Below are 16,313 nucleotides of genomic sequence, written 5' to 3'. Positions count from 1 at the left end.
GACTTATTTTGCCAGGGCGGCAAACCTGCGTTGCATCAGTTCAAATCCTCCGAAGAAGATAGCGCCGTAAACAACGTTGCCAATGAACATGAATTTCATATAGGGAACGGCCATGGCATAGCATCTGAGCAGGCCTTCGCCGTCTTTCGTATATAATTTACCGGTGGTAGGGTCTGTACAGCCGCCGAGCCACACGCCGAAATCAGCGATCAGCCAGTGTGCTACCGCTGCTGCAGCTGCCGCTATGACGATATTGCCGATGTTCACTTTTTTGATGATCAGCTGTCCGGCCAACACCATAGCTGCAAAGCCGAGGTAAGTCCAGGCCCAGCCCTGGTAAAGCAATCCGCCGTTAGCAAAATCCGGGTAGAAAAGCTGCTGCACTACTACATCGCTGATGAAAAGCGTGAGCAGCGGAAACAGGTAGGATTTCCAGTTGTTGTTAAAATAAGCGCCGCCAAATAAGGCCATAGCGCCAATAGGGCTGATGTTGGAATAGGGGGTAACATGACCTTCTCCTAGTATCCTCAATATACCTGCGGCTGCAATGAACAGCAGCAGCACACTTAAACGCGGATTAAGATTCCTGAGAGACATGATTGATGATTTAATACGCTTAACGTTAAATGCTGAACGCTTAATGCGTATGCCTTAGGCGTTCAGCATTTAGCGTAATTTATAAATTAATTGCCATTCCGGCCGTAAAATTAAACTTCCTGGCGGTATATCCTCTCACATCAAAGTATTGTTGATCGGTAATATTGCGGAAATCACCGAATACTTTGAAAAACTGTCCCAGTTTATATTCCGCGTATGCGCCCAGGGTATAGTAGTCGCCCAGCGGCAGGTCGCCTTTCCCGAATACGCTTTCCCATCTTTTGCTGATGTATTTGTATTGCGCGCTTACGTACAGGCCTGGCGTTACCTGGTAACCCAGTTCTGCATTCAGGGCATGTTTGGGCCTGCGGTAGAGGTTGTAGTAGCTGGTGTCCTGCTGGGTGAGCTTACCGGTTACATAGGTGTAATTGACGCTCAGGTTCAGGCCGCCAACGATCTGCCAGCTCGCTTCCAGCTCTCCGCCGTAAGCTTTTTGTTTGTCGGCATTCCGGTAGTAGCTGCGGTAAGTAACCGGTTCTGTGTAGAAAATGATCAGGTCGCGGGTTTCGCGCTGGAAACCTACAACGCGCAGGTTCACTTTGTCCTGGAACAGCGCGCCCTGGTAGCCGCCTTCGTAGTTGATGGAAGATTCCGGCTGCAGGTCTTTATTACCGTACTCAGAATATAACTGGTACAGCGTAGGCACTTTATAGGCAGATGAGATGTTGATGAATACCTTATGCCTGTTGTTGATCAGGTAAGAAGGGTTGAAAGAGATGGTCTGGTTATTACCATAGATGTTATGGTAATTGAAACGGCCACCCAGTTCCAGGTTGAAACCGCCCAGGTTATGCAGCAGCAGTGACGCATAGTGGCTGAACTGGCGCGCATGGGCACTGTCGGGTGATAGTTTGCTGGGAGGATAGGCCATGAACTCATCAACGAACTGCGTACTTTGATCCGTGTTAGACGTACGGAATTCAGCGCCCGCTAATAGTTGCAGCTCTTTGGTTATATCCCAGTTTACGTAGGTTTCTGCCTGGTGTGTATTGGATTCAAAATTGCCTTCGTAGTACTTGCTCGGGAAATCTGATTTAGCGATATAGCCGGAATCATTCTGCAGGTGGCGCTTATTGCGTTGATAACTGTACAATATGGTCCAGCTGCCTTTATTGAAATCGTAACGGCTGCTGATGGTGTTCAGCAGGTATTTATTCTGCATGTTATAGTCCTGGTCGTCGGTAAAGGCTGCTTCATCCAGGCCGCCTTTATAATCGCTCCAGTTCACCATGTACTGCAATTTCCACCGATTGGTGGCCTGGAAGCCTATTTTACCGAATACACTGTGGCGTTTAAAGCCGTCTTTGTCAAAATTGCCGGTATTCAGGCTGTCGTAAGCAGAGGAAAACCCATCGGTTTTCAGGTACTGGTATCCGCCCAGGTAGGAGAATTTACCAACGCTGCCGTTCACGCCTGCGCCGCCCTGCCGGGTTTTATAAGTGCCCCAGGCGCCATTTGCGCTGATGCCTACTTTGCTGTCGCCCGGTTTTTTGGTGATGATATTGATCACACCCGCAACGGCATCAGAACCATAGAGGGTAGACTGGCTGCCGCGGAGGATCTCGATACGGTCTATCTGCGTAACCGGTATAAAGTTGAGATCAAAGGCATTGGAGATCTGCGATGCATCGCTTACCGGGATGCCGTCTATCAGTATCAGGGTGTTTCCCGTGCTGGCCCCGCGCATATACAGGTCCTGGTTGGTGCCGGGGGCATTTTCGGCTCCGTTCACTACCAGGCCTGCCTGGCTGTTAAGGATGGAGCTGAGGGATTTTCCACTGTTCTTTTGCAGGTAATCAGATGAGATCACGGTCACTACTTTGCCGCTCTCGCCTGCTCTCTTTGCAAATTTGGTAGCCGTTACTACCACTTCGTTTAAATGGTTGGCGTGGGATGAGTCCTGGGCATTGGCATGTGTGTAAACCATCAGCATGACAACAGCCGGGATAAAGGAGTAAAGTTTCCTGCGCATAAAACTGTTTAAGCTTTAAAAAAATAACTGGTATGCGCTGCCGGAGATGTTAAAAAGAAAGAATACAGGCACCCTTGCAGGTGCATACATCCTTAGCCTTTCACCCGAAAGCGTTTAATGATGTTGAAACACCTGGCAGGTCTTCTGACTTTCCTGCTTTTCCGGGAAACCTTCCCATCCGCCAGCTGGCGGACAGTGGTATGGAGTATTCCGGAAAATCACAGCCCGGTTTTAGCCGGGAGGCAGGATTACAGCTACGGGGATAGTTCCGGATTTACACCGGATTCCCATTTTAATCCCGATTATTTCATCATCGGGAACCAAATGCGGGAGCAAACCTAAAGCAAAATGAGGAATTCTCAAACCTGATATTATTTTAGCAAAATGCCCGGGGAGTAAGGATAGAGCAAGGATACAGCAAGGATACAGCAAGGATAGTGCAAGGATAAGGCGGGTAAAATACTACCACAATAATGGCTGGCGCCTGCATCTAAACAGGTGTAGCGTTCGTCATTTATTGCATGTTGCAGCCTGTTTGCTGCATTCGGGTAGCATCTGGGTGACGGTTTCATCTGGTACCGTTCCAATCCAGTCTCATAGATGTCCCATTCCTCTAAAAGGCATGTGACGACTATGTGAGAGGTATGGGACATTAACGGGACAAATAGTAACCCGGGTGCTATCCGGATGCAACCGGAGGGCTGCAAGGGGCATAAAAAAGGGTGTATCGCAACCGATACACCCCTTCCAGTTATAAATAACTATTAGCATCAACCCGGCATACGGGAGATATACTTGTCCATTTCTTTGATCTGGCTTACGATCTGTGCGGTAGTAGGTTTCTGTGCCTTCGCGCGGCGGAACAGATCTTTAGCAGATTTAAAGTCGCGGCGGCTCATGGCAATGGAAGCCAGGGTGAGCAGCGCAGCGGCTGTATTCTCCTTATCGGGGAGGCCCAGTCTTACTGCCTTTTTCAGGTTCTGATCAGCAGTTTTCAGGTCATTTTTCTGGTAGGCGATGGTGCCCAGCTGGAAATACTGCATACCCTCGTACTCTTTCATGGGGCTGCCGCTTTTGATGCTCTGGCGAACGGCAGCTTCTGCCTTATCCAGGTCCTGGTTGTGCATGGCCAGGTTGCTCTGCATGAAATAGTATACGGAGCGGATGGGTTTATACAGCAGCTTGGGGAATTTCACTTTATTCATCAGGCCCATTGCCTTTTCCACATCCCCTGCCTCTACAGCTTCCTGTACCAGGCGCATGGGGCCGAACATAAAATGGGTTACCAGGCAGATAAGGGCCAGCAGCAGGGGAATAGTAGCTTCCCACCAACCTACGGTAGCGCCCAGCGCTATACCGCCTATCAACAGCAGGATACCGATCGGCAGCCTGTATAGAATAAAAAAGTTAAATGCTTTCATCCGATAATCTTCAATGAGGCTGCAAAGGTAGGGAAATTAGTCCATGGTCCATAGTCTGTGGTCCATGGATTGGCCGTTTATGATAAGTTAGCTGCCCATAAACGGGATACGCCATGGAGGATGGACCATCGGCCATGGACTTTTAACTTTCAACTATTCTCCCTACCTTTGAAACATCAGATGATATGATGAGTCAATTACCTCCCATAAAAAGATTAAGCCTGGCCGACGAAGTTGCCCAGCGCTTACAGCAACAGATCTCCCTGGGCCAGTATAAACCCGGGGATAGGCTGCCACCGGAGCCTGCCCTTATGCAGGAGTTCGGCGTAGGCCGCTCCACCATCCGCGAAGCGGTACGCATCCTGGCTAATGCCGGGGTACTACGCGTACAACAGGGACTGGGCACTTTTGTTGAGGCGGTATCAGACCACGCAGAGCCCTGGTCGCAACGCCTGAAACGCGCCGAGTTCGAGGACCTGAACGAAGTGCGCCAGCTGCTGGAACTGAAGATCGCCCAAAAAGCCGCCCTGCACCGTACGGAAAAGGACATAGAACAGATGCAGGACTTCCTGAAAAAGCGGAAAGAAGCTGCCCTGGCCAATAACGTAGAGGAGTGTATACAGGCGGATATAGATTTTCACCGCAGCATTGCTGCCGCAGCCCGCAACAGCATCCTGGCAGACTTGTACAGTACCGTGGCGGAGCATCTGAAAAAGCATTTCGTTTCAATATTTACCTCTACCAGATCATTTACCGAAACGCAGCAGCTGCATCAGCATTTGCTTAAAAGCATCATCGATCAAAACCCGGAGAAAGCCTGGCAATGGGCTTCCCGCATTACAGACCACATGGTGGAAAAAGAGCAGTAATAACCTATAAAGATCAACAGCATAAATTATTATGGAAACGGGAACAAAAGACACAGCAACAGCGGCCATACCAGCCGCGGCCAGAGACGCAGCAGAGAAAACGGTTTTCTCCATACTGCTGGCCCTCAGTTTTTCACACTTGCTGAACGACACTATTCAATCCCTGATACCGGCCATTTACCCGGTAGTAAAGGATTCACTGCATATCAGCTTTACACAGATCGGGCTGATCACGCTTACCTTCCAGATGACGGCATCTATCTTACAACCCCTGGTGGGACTTTTCACCGACCGTCGTCCACAACCCTATTCACTGGCCATCGGGATGGGCTTTACATTGACGGGTCTCATCTGCCTGTCGCTCGCGCATAGCTTTTATATTGTACTGATAGCTGTGGCGCTGGTGGGCATGGGCTCTGCCGTGTTCCATCCGGAAGCATCGCGTTTGGCCTATATGGCTTCCGGCGGACGGCATGGTATGGCACAATCCCTCTTCCAGCTGGGCGGCAATGCAGGCAGCTCATTGGGGCCTTTGCTGGCGGCAATGATTATCGTACCATTCGGACAGTTCAACGTGATCTGGTTTTCGCTGGCTGCACTGCTGGCTATCGTGGTGATGCTGAATATCGCCGGCTGGTATAAGAACAACCGGCATCGTGTAAAGCCTAAGCGCAAAACAGGAGGCGATGCGCATGTGGCCTTACCCGCAGGCAAGGTGGCTTTTGCCCTGGTGATACTGCTGGTGCTGATCTTCTCCAAGTATTTCTATATGGCGAGCATGACCAATTACTACACTTTCTACCTGATAGACAAGTTCCATATTTCCGTGCAAAGCGCGCAGCTGTACCTGTTCATCTTCCTGTTTGCCATCGCGGCAGGGACTTTCATCGGCGGGCCGGTGGGCGACCGTATCGGGCGTAAATACGTGATATGGATCTCCATCCTGGGGGTAGCGCCTTTCACGATCCTGTTGCCGCATGTAAGCCTTTTCTGGACAGCAGTATTGAGTGTGTTCATTGGCGTTATACTCTCGTCTGCGTTTTCCGCTATCCTGGTATATGCACAGGAACTGGTACCGGGCAAAGTAGGTATGATAGCCGGTCTGTTCTTCGGCCTTGCCTTTGGTATGGCCGGTATCGGATCTGCGGTGCTGGGGCGCCTGGCAGACCACACCAGTATTAATCATGTGTTCCATGTTTGCGCCTGGTTGCCACTGATAGGGCTGCTCACCGGGTTCTTGCCCAATGTGGAGCGCAAGCATGCATAATTTTAGTTATTCACTTTAGCTGCAGTGCGGCGGCCAGGTCCCGCCTGACCAGTGAGATCATCGCCCAGGTCCTGACGGTATTTGGCTGCCAGCGCTTCCAGCTCCTTTACTACTTCAGGAAAATGTGCCTGCACATCCAGTGTTTCTCCCGGATCATGGCGCAGATCATATAAGGCCAGCGGTGTATTTACATTGGGCTGATCGCCTGGCCAGCCATCATAGCCTGGCAGGTTCTGTTTATAGGTGCGGGATTTATGTGGAAACACCAGTTTCCACGGGCCTTTGCGGATGGCCTGCAGGCTGTTCACTTCATAATACACGGCCAGTTCATTACGCGGACTGGCGCCTGCCTGGTTGAATAATAAAGTATGCAGATCTACGCCGTCTATCTTTTTTTCGGGTAGCGGCGCGCCGCAGAAATGCGCGATGGTAGGCAACAGGTCTATTGTAGCAGCCATTTTGTTACACACAGTGCCGGCGGGGATTTGTCCGGGCCAGCGCATGATACAGGGCACCCGGATACCGCCTTCCCAGGATGTGCCTTTGCCTTCCCGCAGGCCACCGGTACCGCCGGCATGATTGCCATAAGAAAGCCAGGGGCCGTTGTCACTGGTAAAGATTACCAGGGTGTTCTTGCTCAATCCTGTTTCGTCCAGTGTCTTCATGATCTGCCCAACAGACCAGTCAATTTCCATCATCAGATCGCCGAACAGTCCGTCGCCGCTCTTGCCTGCGTATTTGCCGGAAACTGCGATAGGCACATGCGGCATGCTGTGCGCCATATACAGAAAGAAGGGCTTGTTCTTATTCTTTTTGATGAAGCTGCAGGCTCGCTCCGTATACATGGTGGTCAGTTCCGACTGGTCTTCCAGTGTTTTAATGATCTTCACCGGCTTATTTCCTTCTATCAAAGGCAGTGGCGGATATTTAGCCCGCCAGCTTTTGGAAGTATCTGCATAAGGTTTGCCGTCATAATTCACCGGCCACATATCATTGGAGTAGGGGAGTCCCAGGTATTCATCAAAGCCTTGCTGTAATGGCAGATAAGGGGCTTTGTGGCCCAGGTGCCATTTACCCACCATGCCGGTGGTATAGCCACGTTTTTTCAATACTTCTGCTATGGTTTGTTCGCTGGTGTCCAGTGCAATAGGGCTGTTGGGCGCAAGCGCACCGTGTATGCCTACCCGGTTGGAGTAGCAGCCTGTTAAGAGAGCCGCTCTTGAAGCAGAGCATACCGCTTGTGCAACATAGAAATAAGTAAAGCGCATGCCCTGGGCTGCCAGCTGGTTAATATTGGGTGTGCGCCAGGGAGTTCCGGCGTAACACTCCAGGTCGCCATAGCCCATGTCGTCCATAAAGATGATAATGACATTGGGCTTTTCTGCAGGAGCTAAAGGCTTCTTAAAGCTAAAGCAGGCCGCTATGATAGCGATAGCCAGTAATGACGCGAGTATGTTTTTCATCTGCCGGTTTTTATAAAGGAAGCTTAAAATAGGAAAGATTGCGGGGAAATGGAAATAGTGGCGACGGATGGCACTGCGTTCCGGATAGGATTCACATTGCACCTGGTAGCGGCGGGGGGTTGGATTAATTGTACGAGGAGGTAAGGCAAATGGGATGATGGATCACGCCACCATTTTTTTAAAGGTTTCGGGGTCTTAATATGTGGCTCATTAAGGAACCATTGTCCAGCATATTTATGGAGGAATTCCGGTACAAAAGAATTGATCACCTCCGGATTTCTATGACCGCTGTTAAAGTCTATTCTCAGAAGCCCGGTTTTGGTGATATTTTCCTGGTGATGAAGGGATATTCTGAAAGACTTCTTTCTGCTATTGTTAATTTCAACAAGAAGTTCCCATCATCATCATCTGGTGATATCAGGTTCCATTTGATCTTCTCGTCAGCTAAATTTACTGCCTGTATTTTCGGGTTAAATTCTTTTTGTAAGGCTAACAAATACGCTGCTTGTACTTGTGTGATCATTTAAATTGCTTTAGTCCTTTACAAGTAGAGAGAAGTAAGGCAACAGGCAACTAATGCTAAGGTAGTAAATAGTTTATTCTCTGGAGTGATAATTTTTGTATCAAACATAGTAAACCCTGCAGGCCGCATGCATTACACAAAACCTGCAGGGTTCCTTTTTTACTGATTATCTACCAGCGCCTCTATTACCTGCTGCACAGCTGCCGGAACATTTGACAACAGATCATACCCGGTTGCGCTTTCTATAGCATCCACAGAAGTTCTGTATTGCTTCCAGTCGCTGCTAATGCTGTTGATATTAGGGGTGTTCACGGCTATTACCCTGGTGCTTGCGCTAACACGGCTCAGGTCATTCGAACCATTGGGCAGCACTACCAGTACCTTCCAAACGCGGGCAGGTACAGTGATATGTCCATTGTCAATAGTATTCACGGTGCCGTTGCTGCCGGTGCCGCCCTGGCCATAGTTACCCATGATGATGTATACTTCATTACCTGCACTTACCAGTGATCGGCCGTAGCTTTCCAGGTTGTTCCAGGTCTGCTGGTTGTTGTTAGGCGCCTGGGGGATCATGTTGGTCATCAGGAAAGTGGCGGAGTTAGCGCTAACAGATGAGGTTCTGTCTCCGGAAGGACAGTTATGCCCACGGTCAAAGCCGCTGCCGGAGTAGCTGGTGGCGCCTACCTGGTACCAACCGGAGGGTAGGGTGGCATCTGCACGGAAATCATCCTGGCGGGCAGCGCTGCCGATGTCGGAGCTGCTCAGGTGCCAGCTTACCCAGTTAGGGGTACCACGGTCACGGTTATAGGAAAGCGAGTAGTAAGCTTTTACCATCAGGTAATTAGCAGGAAAAGAAATGCTGGCAACAGCTCCGCTGGGATTGCCGAGCAGCATGTTGTCGTCATCGCCGGGTGTACCGCTGCCGCCACTGCTGTCGCCCGTGCTTACCGAAACGTCGTCGATGTTGATACGGTTACTGCCGCCAGACACTTTACGGATAGACAAGCGGAAGCTGCCAGTGATATTTACATTGAAGGTAGCAGTTTGCAGTGAAGTGGACGAGCTGGTAACTGTGCCGCCTACCTGGGAATAGCTGCTGCCATTGTTGGTAGAAACCCAAAGCTGCCAGGTACTGTTGCCGTCGCTGCCATATACGGCGTGGCGGATGGTAATGGTGCTGGCGCCGCTACCATTGAAGTTCATGGTGATGCTACCGGTATTGCGGATACGTACAGACTTGGTACCACTCTTGGCGTCTGCTGCCAGGTTGCCGATCAAGGCATCGTCGAAGTACCACGAGCCACTGCTCAATGATACGTCGCCAGCGGCATAGGCTGTTTTAATACCTGACTCAAAGTTTTCGGATAATGTTACTACGGCTTCGGTGCCCGCTGTTCTTTGAATGGGCGCCGGTTGGATGGGCTCAATAGTTTCTTTTTTACATGCGGCAAACAGAATAGCCAGCAGGAAGGCATAACGTACCTGGATTTTCATGAGGGTGTGTTTTAATGATAGTGAACGAAACAGTTTGCTCGGATAGAATCGGTTTTTCGATTGTTTTGTAAAGTACACAGAGGCGAAGGGATTTGCCGGTAAGTGGGTATTAACAAAATTTTAAGTTTGAAGGAAGGAAGTATACCGTTGTTTATTAGATGTTGAATGTGTTGATAATTAACATGTTATATTTTTGTGAGCCGATTTGAATAGATAATCGGCTCATATTTTGCCTATATTTGAGCCGATTTGAGTAAATAATCGGCTCATACGCTTCAAATAAAAGGCAGATGATATACAATTGGCAACAACCGGATTGGCCGGATTTTAAGTTTGATCCAGGTGTAATCGGGGATGTGCTTTTGGCTTTTGCACAGGAAACAGGGCATGTGAGTGGTATGCTGAACACGTTGCCCGAAGAGATGCGGTTGGAAGCAATTACCAATACGCTGATCGCAGAAGCGATTAAAACTTCTGCGATTGAAGGAGAGTATATAAGTCGCCAGGACGTAGTATCTTCTATTCGCAACCAGTTTGGATTGAATGTAACCCTTGACCCAGTTAAAGATAAAAGGGCGCAAGGCGTCAGTGCATTAGTGGTTGATGTAAGAAATACTTATAAGGAAGAGCTAACAAAAGAAAAGCTCTTCGAATGGCACAGGGTATTATTGCAACACAGTAAAGGAATAAATCTTGGTGTGTGGCGTAAAGACGAAGCTCCAATGCAAGTGGTGTCAGGTAGCATCGGAAACGAAAAAGTGCATTTTGAAGCGCCTCCTTCATCGAAAGTGCCTTATGAAATGGACAGATTTATTCAGTGGTTCAATGAAACCGCTCCGATGGGAAAAAAAGAGATAGGGAAAGCAGCTGTCCGTGCGGCCATAGCACATTTATATTTTGAATCCATTCACCCGTTTGAAGATGGTAATGGCCGTATAGGAAGGGCAATCGCAGAGAAAGCATTATCGCAAACTATAGGCCGGCCGGTTTTGCTAAGTTTGTCGGCCACCATTGAGAGCAATAGAAGTGCGTACTATACCGCTTTGGAAATAGCACAGCGCAGCAATGAGGTGACCGGTTGGATGAAATACTTTGTTGATACCGTATTGGAGGCGCAGAAACAGACGAAGCAGCTCATAGATCTGACCCTCATGAGAACAAGATTCTTTGACCGCTTTAAGAATAACCTGAACGACCGTCAGCTGAAAGTAATCAGGAAAATGTTAGAGGCGGGCCCTGAAGGATTTGAAGGAGGGATGACTGCCCGGAAATATATTTCCATTACCCGGGCCTCAAAAGCCACTGCAACAAGGGATCTGCAGGAGCTCGTTGAGTTGGGGGCCCTGATAAGCGAAGGGAAAACACGTAGCATTCACTACTCAATAAACTTTTGAGTGCAGGGCAAATTTGGAATGATTATTCTTATAGTGTTCTGAATAAAAAAAACCGGCCAAATATCTTTCATATCTGAGCCGGTTGCGCTACTGGGTATTTAAACGAGCATCATAATATATAGTACTTTTCTGCCTGTTCCACTTCCGGCGCCTGCGGCACCTGCCAATCCTTCAGCATTTGCTTCAGGTCCTTCTCAATATTCCTCGAAATAGCCGTTACCGGCGTATCGGTAGGTTTGTTCTCAAAGGGATCCTGCAGGTGGATGGCCATCTTTTCAATTAACAGGAAAGATGCGGCGATGGCCACCACCAGAGGAATTTCTATCACTCCGAAAAACTCTATCAACCCGAAAGGCAAAAGAATAATGAAAAGATTTAGTGTAAGATGTATGTACAGGCTATACGTAGCCGGGAAAATAGTGTTCTTGATACGTTCACATTTCCCCATGGAATCGCACAGCTTGGTGAGGGTACTATCCAGTTGCACCTGTTGGTAGCGGTTGATCCAGCCTTGTTTCAGGGCATAGTCCAGGTCCATAGCATGCAGCTCCTGCAGTCCTACCGGTTTGTTATCGTAACGGGATATATGTTCCATCTCCCGCTTGGACAGCAGGCGGTCCAGGCCGCCCATCGGGTTCAGTTTGCGAAGCGACTGCCCAAGGGAGTAACACCAGGCTATCTGCCTTCTGACAAACTGCTCCCGGAAGCGGATCACTTCGGGCGGCGTTTCTTCTGAATAATTAGTAAAGGTGAGCAGCTGCCTGGTGAGGTTGCGTGAATCGTTCACGATGGCGCCCCAGATGATACGCGCCTCCCACCAGCGCTCGTAGGCCTGGTTGGAACGGAAGCCCAGCAACAGCGAGATCACAGTGCCCAGTATAGCGGGAATAGCGATTGGAATGGAGATGCGTGTGATATGAAAATTATGGTAGATGGCAATGCCTACGGCATACATCGTTATCCATATCAGCTCATACTTTATTTTACCAAACACGTAACCAAAAGGAATATTCTCTTTTAGCAGCATACAACACGATTTTAATGAGTGAGTAATTAGTACCTGTTAAACAGCCTGGGAGGGCTGGTATATTTTTACCCTTATGTTCTCCTCACGGCCGGGTGTGAGCGGCAGCAGGGCGCAACCCGATTTTTTGATGATGTTCAGCGGGTCTATACTGCTTTTATTCACCTTGGTAAAACGGAAGTGCTCATCATAAATGATCAGGGAAATTTTGTTGGCATACAGGTAATTTTTGAAAACGGCAATAGTGCTGCCGTAAAAACATTCTACCCGGATATCATTGATGCGGGCGGGATAACGTTCCTGCAGCTCTGCACAAACGGCCCTGAACTCATCGCTGATGTGCTCGTAGTCTTTCCTGCGGCGGGAGAGGGCCATCAGCTCCTGGATATCGTCAGACATTTTGAAGCAATGTACCAGCAGGATGTTCATCGGCTCATTAATACCTGCATATACGGCCGCCTTCACCAGGTCGAGAGAGCGGACACTGAAATCGGTGGGAATTAAAATATTCTTCATACACTGTTTTTTTGTGATTGTTTGATAATGCAAAGGAACAACCACGGGGTTAGTACGGTCTAAGAGGGGAATTAGAATGTGATGAGGAAAAGATTAGAAACAGATTAGAATGTTTGAGGTTCGCTGAAGGTTTGAAGTTTGAGGTTTGAGGTTCGTTAGAAGTTAGAAGTCCGGAGGCTGATAGCTGGCCCTGAAACCTCCAACCTCCAACGAACCTCAAACCTCAAACTTCAAACCTCAAACTTCAAATCTCAAACTTCAAACTTCAAACCTCAAACCTCAAACTTTCACTGGCAGGTGAATTTTGACTGTCGTTCCCTGCATCTCTTTAGCGTCTATTTCAATAGACCCTTTATGCAGGCGGATAATATTCAGCGTTAGCGGCAGGCCAATGCCATAGCCCTCGTAATCGCCGGTATTGGAGGCGCGGAAGAAGGGCACAAACACTTGCGACAGTTCAGCCTGGGGAATGCCAATGCCCCGGTCGGTAATGGTGACAGTGAGCACTTTACGGGTACCGGAGAGCTGTACGACTACCTGTTGGTTGTTGGAGTATTTGCAGGCATTCAGCACTACATTGCTGATGGCTAGTTTTAATAAGGTAAGGCTGCCTTCTGTGCTCAGGTTGTCGGCTTCATCGGGCAGGCTGTTAAAGTCCAGGCATACTTTGTTGCCGGGATAAATCTGGTCTGCCGTGCTTTTCACAGACAACAGCAGCTCATCCAGCCGGATCATCTCCCACTGCATTTTCTTGCCATCAAAGCCCGTTTGCGCAAGGCTCAGGAGGCTGCTTACCAGGTGGTCCAGCCGTTCTGTTTCCCCCAATATCAGCTGAAAAGAGGCCGCCAGCTCTGGTGAGTCGCCGGCTTTTTGCATGCCCAGCTCCGCTTCTCCGCTGATGATGGTAAGCGGTGTTCTGAACTCGTGAGATGCGTTGCTGATAAAGTTATTCTGCGATTCAAAGGTGGTTTCCAGGCGACTGAGCATATCATTAAAGGTGATGGCCAGTTCAGATACCTCATCTTTCCCATTGCCGGTATCAAGGCGCAGGTGGAGGTTATTGGCGCTGATCTTCTGTACATTCTGCACAATGGCGCGTATGGGCTGGAAGATCTGCCGGCTGAACAGCTTACCTGCAGTGAACACCAGTACGGTGAATACCAGGAAGCCGGTTACCAGTACACGCTTCAGGCCTTCCAGCTCTTCCATACCGTATACATCCTGGGCGGAAGTGATCACCATAAAATTATGCGCCTTGCCCGGATAGTAACCAACATAGAAAGTGCCTCCCAGGTTATAGCGCGCGATGCTTTCTTCTAATACCTTTTCATAGAAATAAGCAGGCAACGGCAGGGGAGATTTCTCTGCTAGCTGACGGGTGCCGGGTTGCAGGCGCAGAAAATAATCTTTTTCAAAAGGGAGGTTTTCCAGCTGTTCTTCTTTTACCCTGAAGTAAATGTGGGTATTGCCTGTATCTTTTTCCAGCGCGGCCTGGGCCACTATTTTGGCCCGTACTTCCAGGCGGTGATAAAAGTTCTGAAAAGTATTGCGGGAGGCAAAATAATAGATGAACAGGCTTAACAGCAGCATGATAGCGGCAGTCAGGGTAGTAAAGAGTATGGCGATCTTATTCTGTATCTTCATCTTGCTCCCTCATTACATAGCCCATACCTACAACGGTATGTATCAGTTTAGGCGAAAAATTTTTATCGATCTTCTTGCGCAGGTAGTTCACATATACATCCACCACGTTGGTGCCGAGGTTGAAATCAATGTCCCATACGTGTTCCAGGATCTCTATGCGGGATAATACCCGGCGCTGATGTTTGAGCAGGAACTCCAGCAGGCGGTATTCTGTGGCGGTAAGGCTCAGCTGCTTGTTATTGCGCCTTGCGGATTTGGAAACAGTGTCCAGCTCCAGGTCGGCTATGCGCAGGAGGTTATTCTCCGGCGACAGGCTTTTAATACGCTTGGTCAGGGCACGTACCCGGGCGTTCAGCTCCGCCAGCTTGAATGGTTTTACAAGATAATCATCCGCCCCGCTATCCAGGCCGTTCACAATATTTTCGGTAGTGCCCAATGCGGTCAGCATCATAATAGGCACCTGCTCATTTTGTTTACGGATGTTCCGGCATATCTCCACGCCGTTAATGCCGGGCAGCATAATATCGAGTATGATCAGGTCAAAATCATTCGTCGTGGTCATCTGAAGGCCGGAGAGGCCATCCAGCGCCACGCTGATCTCATACCCGTTCTCTGCCAGGCCCCTTTTGATAAGGGATACCACGTTAGGTTCATCTTCCACCAATAATATCTTCATGCCGTTCCGGTTTAGGTGAAAATAATAAATTCTGTGGCAGCCGCGTTTCTTAATACATTGCCATGCGCGCTGTTGTACCCGTGAAAGTGCCTGCCACAGCTGTTTTTAGCCAGTTTTTATAAAGAAATGTTAAAATGTGCGGACCAGGAAAAAAGTCCACGCTTTCCGGCAATTTGTGCACTACAGGTGAATGTTACAACAAGTATTTTTACGGATAGTTCAAATAACGGACACAAAACTTTAATTATATGGCTACCTGGAAAATTGATGCTTCACACAGCGAAATCGGATTTAAAGTAAAGCACCTCATGATCACTAACGTAAGCGGCAGCTTTACCAGTTTCGAAGGAGCTGTGCATGCCGACAGCGAAGACTTTCACGACGCCCGTATCATCTTTGAAGCAGACGTAAACAGTGTTACTACCCACAACCAGCAACGCGACGAACATTTAAAGACAGCAGATTTTTTTGACAGCGAGCGTTTCCCGCGCATCCGCTTTGTTTCCAAACAGGTGAAGAAGGTAAATGATCACCACTTCAGGTTGATAGGAGATCTCACCATCCGCGATCATACACACAGCATTGAACTGACCGTTACCTACAACGGCACTACCCGCGACCCATGGGGCCAGGTAAAGGCAGGTTTTGAACTGGACGGGCGTTTGCACCGTTCTGACTACGGCTTGCGTTGGAGCGCTACCACGGAAGCCGGTGGCCTGATACTGGGCGATGAAGTGAAGCTGCACATGAACATTCAGTTGGTACAGGAAGTACCTGTGGGCGCGAATGTGTAGACTTTGTCCTCATGTTCGGGAGTACGTCCTCAGCAGGAACGTGTGGAGGATACGCATTGATTTGCATTAAACTCGCTAATAATCAGTGCCCTTACGTTTTAGCAGCATTGATGGCATGCTTTTCATAGTATATAGACGTTAAACTTTTTGCTTACCTAAATACTTTGAGCAATGAAAAAGCTGATGCTGTCAATGGCGTTCCTCGCTGTAGCTGGAACCGTAACTGTTTATGCCAACAATAAACAAGATGTTGCTATCGTAAAATTTCAGGACGAAAAGAAACCTGTTAAGGTAGAAGAACTGCCGGATGCTGTAAAGGCTACCCTGGCAGGAGACGACTACAAAGAGTGGATGGCCCAAAAGGCTTTCATGGTAAAACCAGCTTCCGGTGCTGAATACTATGAAATCGAGTTGAAGAAAGGTGAAGAAACCAAAACTGTAAAGCTCGACAAAGACGGTAAGGTAGTCGCCTAAGTACTGAGAGCCCTGGACATGCAGTAGAATAAAATGAGAAGTCCTCCCGGACGGGGGACTTCTCTATTTTTGTTTTATCCGTAGATGTTGACTAATATTACAGTGAAACGGACTACCAGAACCCA

15 protein-coding genes and 1 riboswitch are annotated in these 16,313 nt (G+C 48.8%); of the genes, 5 read left to right on the top strand and 10 right to left on the bottom strand.

Annotation, left to right across the window (positions count from 1 at the left end; genetic code table 11):
- Positions 1-3: 3 nt before the first annotated feature.
- The 3 genes from ACR9Y8_RS15320 to ACR9Y8_RS15310 form a co-directional block, all read right to left on the bottom strand.
- A complete protein-coding gene (locus ACR9Y8_RS15320) occupies positions 4-597 on the bottom strand; it encodes a DUF6580 family putative transport protein (protein ID WP_481214119.1) in 594 nt (197 codons plus the stop codon).
- Between the two features lie 79 nt (positions 598-676).
- The gene (locus ACR9Y8_RS15315) at positions 677-2,629 is read right to left on the bottom strand and encodes a TonB-dependent receptor plug domain-containing protein (RefSeq protein ID WP_481214118.1); all 1,953 of its coding nucleotides are present in this window, start codon (positions 2,627-2,629) and stop codon (positions 677-679) included.
- A 117-nt stretch (positions 2,630-2,746) separates the two neighbouring features.
- Positions 2,747-2,969, bottom strand: a riboswitch (cobalamin riboswitch).
- Between the two features lie 430 nt (positions 2,970-3,399).
- Positions 3,400-4,050: a tetratricopeptide repeat protein gene (locus ACR9Y8_RS15310; RefSeq protein ID WP_481214117.1), complete on the bottom strand. Its 651-nt coding sequence runs from the start codon at positions 4,048-4,050 to the stop codon at positions 3,400-3,402.
- Between the two features lie 185 nt (positions 4,051-4,235).
- On the opposite strand from ACR9Y8_RS15310, the gene ACR9Y8_RS15305 reads away from it, so the two are divergent.
- Entirely contained in the window at positions 4,236-4,919 is a 684-nt protein-coding gene (locus ACR9Y8_RS15305; RefSeq protein WP_481214116.1) for a FadR/GntR family transcriptional regulator, read from the top strand.
- A 31-nt stretch (positions 4,920-4,950) separates the two neighbouring features.
- Entirely contained in the window at positions 4,951-6,186 is a 1,236-nt protein-coding gene (locus tag ACR9Y8_RS15300; RefSeq protein WP_481214115.1) for an MFS transporter, read from the top strand.
- Positions 6,187-6,188: 2 nt separating this feature from the next.
- Here ACR9Y8_RS15300 and ACR9Y8_RS15295 read toward each other — a convergent pair whose 3' ends face one another.
- From ACR9Y8_RS15295 to ACR9Y8_RS15285, 3 genes are all read right to left on the bottom strand, one after another.
- Positions 6,189-7,649 (bottom strand): sulfatase family protein, encoded by a 1,461-nt coding sequence (locus tag ACR9Y8_RS15295; RefSeq protein WP_481214114.1) that lies wholly within the window; start codon positions 7,647-7,649, stop codon positions 6,189-6,191.
- 304 nt (positions 7,650-7,953) lie between these two features.
- Entirely contained in the window at positions 7,954-8,172 is a 219-nt protein-coding gene (locus tag ACR9Y8_RS15290) for a hypothetical protein (RefSeq protein WP_481214113.1), read from the bottom strand.
- Positions 8,173-8,331: 159 nt separating this feature from the next.
- Entirely contained in the window at positions 8,332-9,666 is a 1,335-nt protein-coding gene (locus ACR9Y8_RS15285) for a DNA/RNA non-specific endonuclease (protein WP_481214112.1), read from the bottom strand.
- Positions 9,667-9,956: 290 nt separating this feature from the next.
- Between ACR9Y8_RS15285 and ACR9Y8_RS15280 the strand changes: the two genes are divergently transcribed.
- Entirely contained in the window at positions 9,957-11,060 is a 1,104-nt protein-coding gene (locus tag ACR9Y8_RS15280; RefSeq protein WP_481214111.1) for a Fic family protein, read from the top strand.
- Positions 11,061-11,169: 109 nt separating this feature from the next.
- On the opposite strand, the gene ACR9Y8_RS15275 is transcribed toward ACR9Y8_RS15280, so the two are convergent.
- The 4 genes from ACR9Y8_RS15275 to ACR9Y8_RS15260 all read right to left on the bottom strand — a co-directional run bounded on the left by ACR9Y8_RS15275 (position 11,170) and on the right by ACR9Y8_RS15260 (position 14,920).
- Positions 11,170-12,087: a bestrophin family protein gene (locus ACR9Y8_RS15275; protein ID WP_481214110.1), complete on the bottom strand. Its 918-nt coding sequence runs from the start codon at positions 12,085-12,087 to the stop codon at positions 11,170-11,172.
- A 36-nt stretch (positions 12,088-12,123) separates the two neighbouring features.
- Positions 12,124-12,600 (bottom strand): hypothetical protein, encoded by a 477-nt coding sequence (locus ACR9Y8_RS15270; RefSeq protein WP_481214109.1) that lies wholly within the window; start codon positions 12,598-12,600, stop codon positions 12,124-12,126.
- A 279-nt stretch (positions 12,601-12,879) separates the two neighbouring features.
- On the bottom strand, positions 12,880-14,244 hold the full coding sequence (locus ACR9Y8_RS15265; RefSeq protein WP_481214108.1) for a sensor histidine kinase: 1,365 nt from the start codon (positions 14,242-14,244) through the stop codon (positions 12,880-12,882).
- Complete coding sequence (locus ACR9Y8_RS15260; RefSeq protein WP_481214107.1) at positions 14,228-14,920, bottom strand: response regulator transcription factor; 693 nt, start codon at positions 14,918-14,920, stop codon at positions 14,228-14,230. The genes ACR9Y8_RS15265 and ACR9Y8_RS15260 overlap by 17 nt, the downstream gene beginning before the upstream one ends.
- Before the next feature lie 248 nt (positions 14,921-15,168).
- Here ACR9Y8_RS15260 and ACR9Y8_RS15255 point away from each other — a divergent pair, with 248 nt between their 5' ends.
- Positions 15,169-15,714: a YceI family protein gene (locus tag ACR9Y8_RS15255; protein WP_481214106.1), complete on the top strand. Its 546-nt coding sequence runs from the start codon at positions 15,169-15,171 to the stop codon at positions 15,712-15,714.
- 171 nt (positions 15,715-15,885) lie between these two features.
- The gene (locus ACR9Y8_RS15250) at positions 15,886-16,188 is read left to right on the top strand and encodes a hypothetical protein (RefSeq protein WP_481214105.1); all 303 of its coding nucleotides are present in this window, start codon (positions 15,886-15,888) and stop codon (positions 16,186-16,188) included.
- The last annotated feature ends 125 nt before the right edge of the window (positions 16,189-16,313 follow it).

The organism is Chitinophaga sp. SVR4-12A, assembly GCF_056754765.1.
This window is presented reverse-complemented; position numbering and strand designations above follow the sequence as displayed.

Bases quoted from the DNA above. Each gene is read 5' to 3' on its own strand.
- ACR9Y8_RS15320 (WP_481214119.1), bottom strand. From the start codon at position 597: ATGTCTCTCAGGAATCTTAATCCGCGTTTAAGTGTGCTGCTGCTGTTC.
- ACR9Y8_RS15315 (WP_481214118.1), bottom strand. From the start codon at position 2,629: ATGCGCAGGAAACTTTACTCCTTTATCCCGGCTGTTGTCATGCTGATG.
- ACR9Y8_RS15310 (WP_481214117.1), bottom strand. From the start codon at position 4,050: ATGAAAGCATTTAACTTTTTTATTCTATACAGGCTGCCGATCGGTATC.
- ACR9Y8_RS15305 (WP_481214116.1), top strand. From the start codon at position 4,236: ATGATGAGTCAATTACCTCCCATAAAAAGATTAAGCCTGGCCGACGAA.
- ACR9Y8_RS15300 (WP_481214115.1), top strand. From the start codon at position 4,951: ATGGAAACGGGAACAAAAGACACAGCAACAGCGGCCATACCAGCCGCG.
- ACR9Y8_RS15295 (WP_481214114.1), bottom strand. From the start codon at position 7,649: ATGAAAAACATACTCGCGTCATTACTGGCTATCGCTATCATAGCGGCC.
- ACR9Y8_RS15290 (WP_481214113.1), bottom strand. From the start codon at position 8,172: ATGATCACACAAGTACAAGCAGCGTATTTGTTAGCCTTACAAAAAGAA.
- ACR9Y8_RS15285 (WP_481214112.1), bottom strand. From the start codon at position 9,666: ATGAAAATCCAGGTACGTTATGCCTTCCTGCTGGCTATTCTGTTTGCC.
- ACR9Y8_RS15280 (WP_481214111.1), top strand. From the start codon at position 9,957: ATGATATACAATTGGCAACAACCGGATTGGCCGGATTTTAAGTTTGAT.
- ACR9Y8_RS15275 (WP_481214110.1), bottom strand. From the start codon at position 12,087: ATGCTGCTAAAAGAGAATATTCCTTTTGGTTACGTGTTTGGTAAAATA.
- ACR9Y8_RS15270 (WP_481214109.1), bottom strand. From the start codon at position 12,600: ATGAAGAATATTTTAATTCCCACCGATTTCAGTGTCCGCTCTCTCGAC.
- ACR9Y8_RS15265 (WP_481214108.1), bottom strand. From the start codon at position 14,244: ATGAAGATACAGAATAAGATCGCCATACTCTTTACTACCCTGACTGCC.
- ACR9Y8_RS15260 (WP_481214107.1), bottom strand. From the start codon at position 14,920: ATGAAGATATTATTGGTGGAAGATGAACCTAACGTGGTATCCCTTATC.
- ACR9Y8_RS15255 (WP_481214106.1), top strand. From the start codon at position 15,169: ATGGCTACCTGGAAAATTGATGCTTCACACAGCGAAATCGGATTTAAA.
- ACR9Y8_RS15250 (WP_481214105.1), top strand. From the start codon at position 15,886: ATGAAAAAGCTGATGCTGTCAATGGCGTTCCTCGCTGTAGCTGGAACC.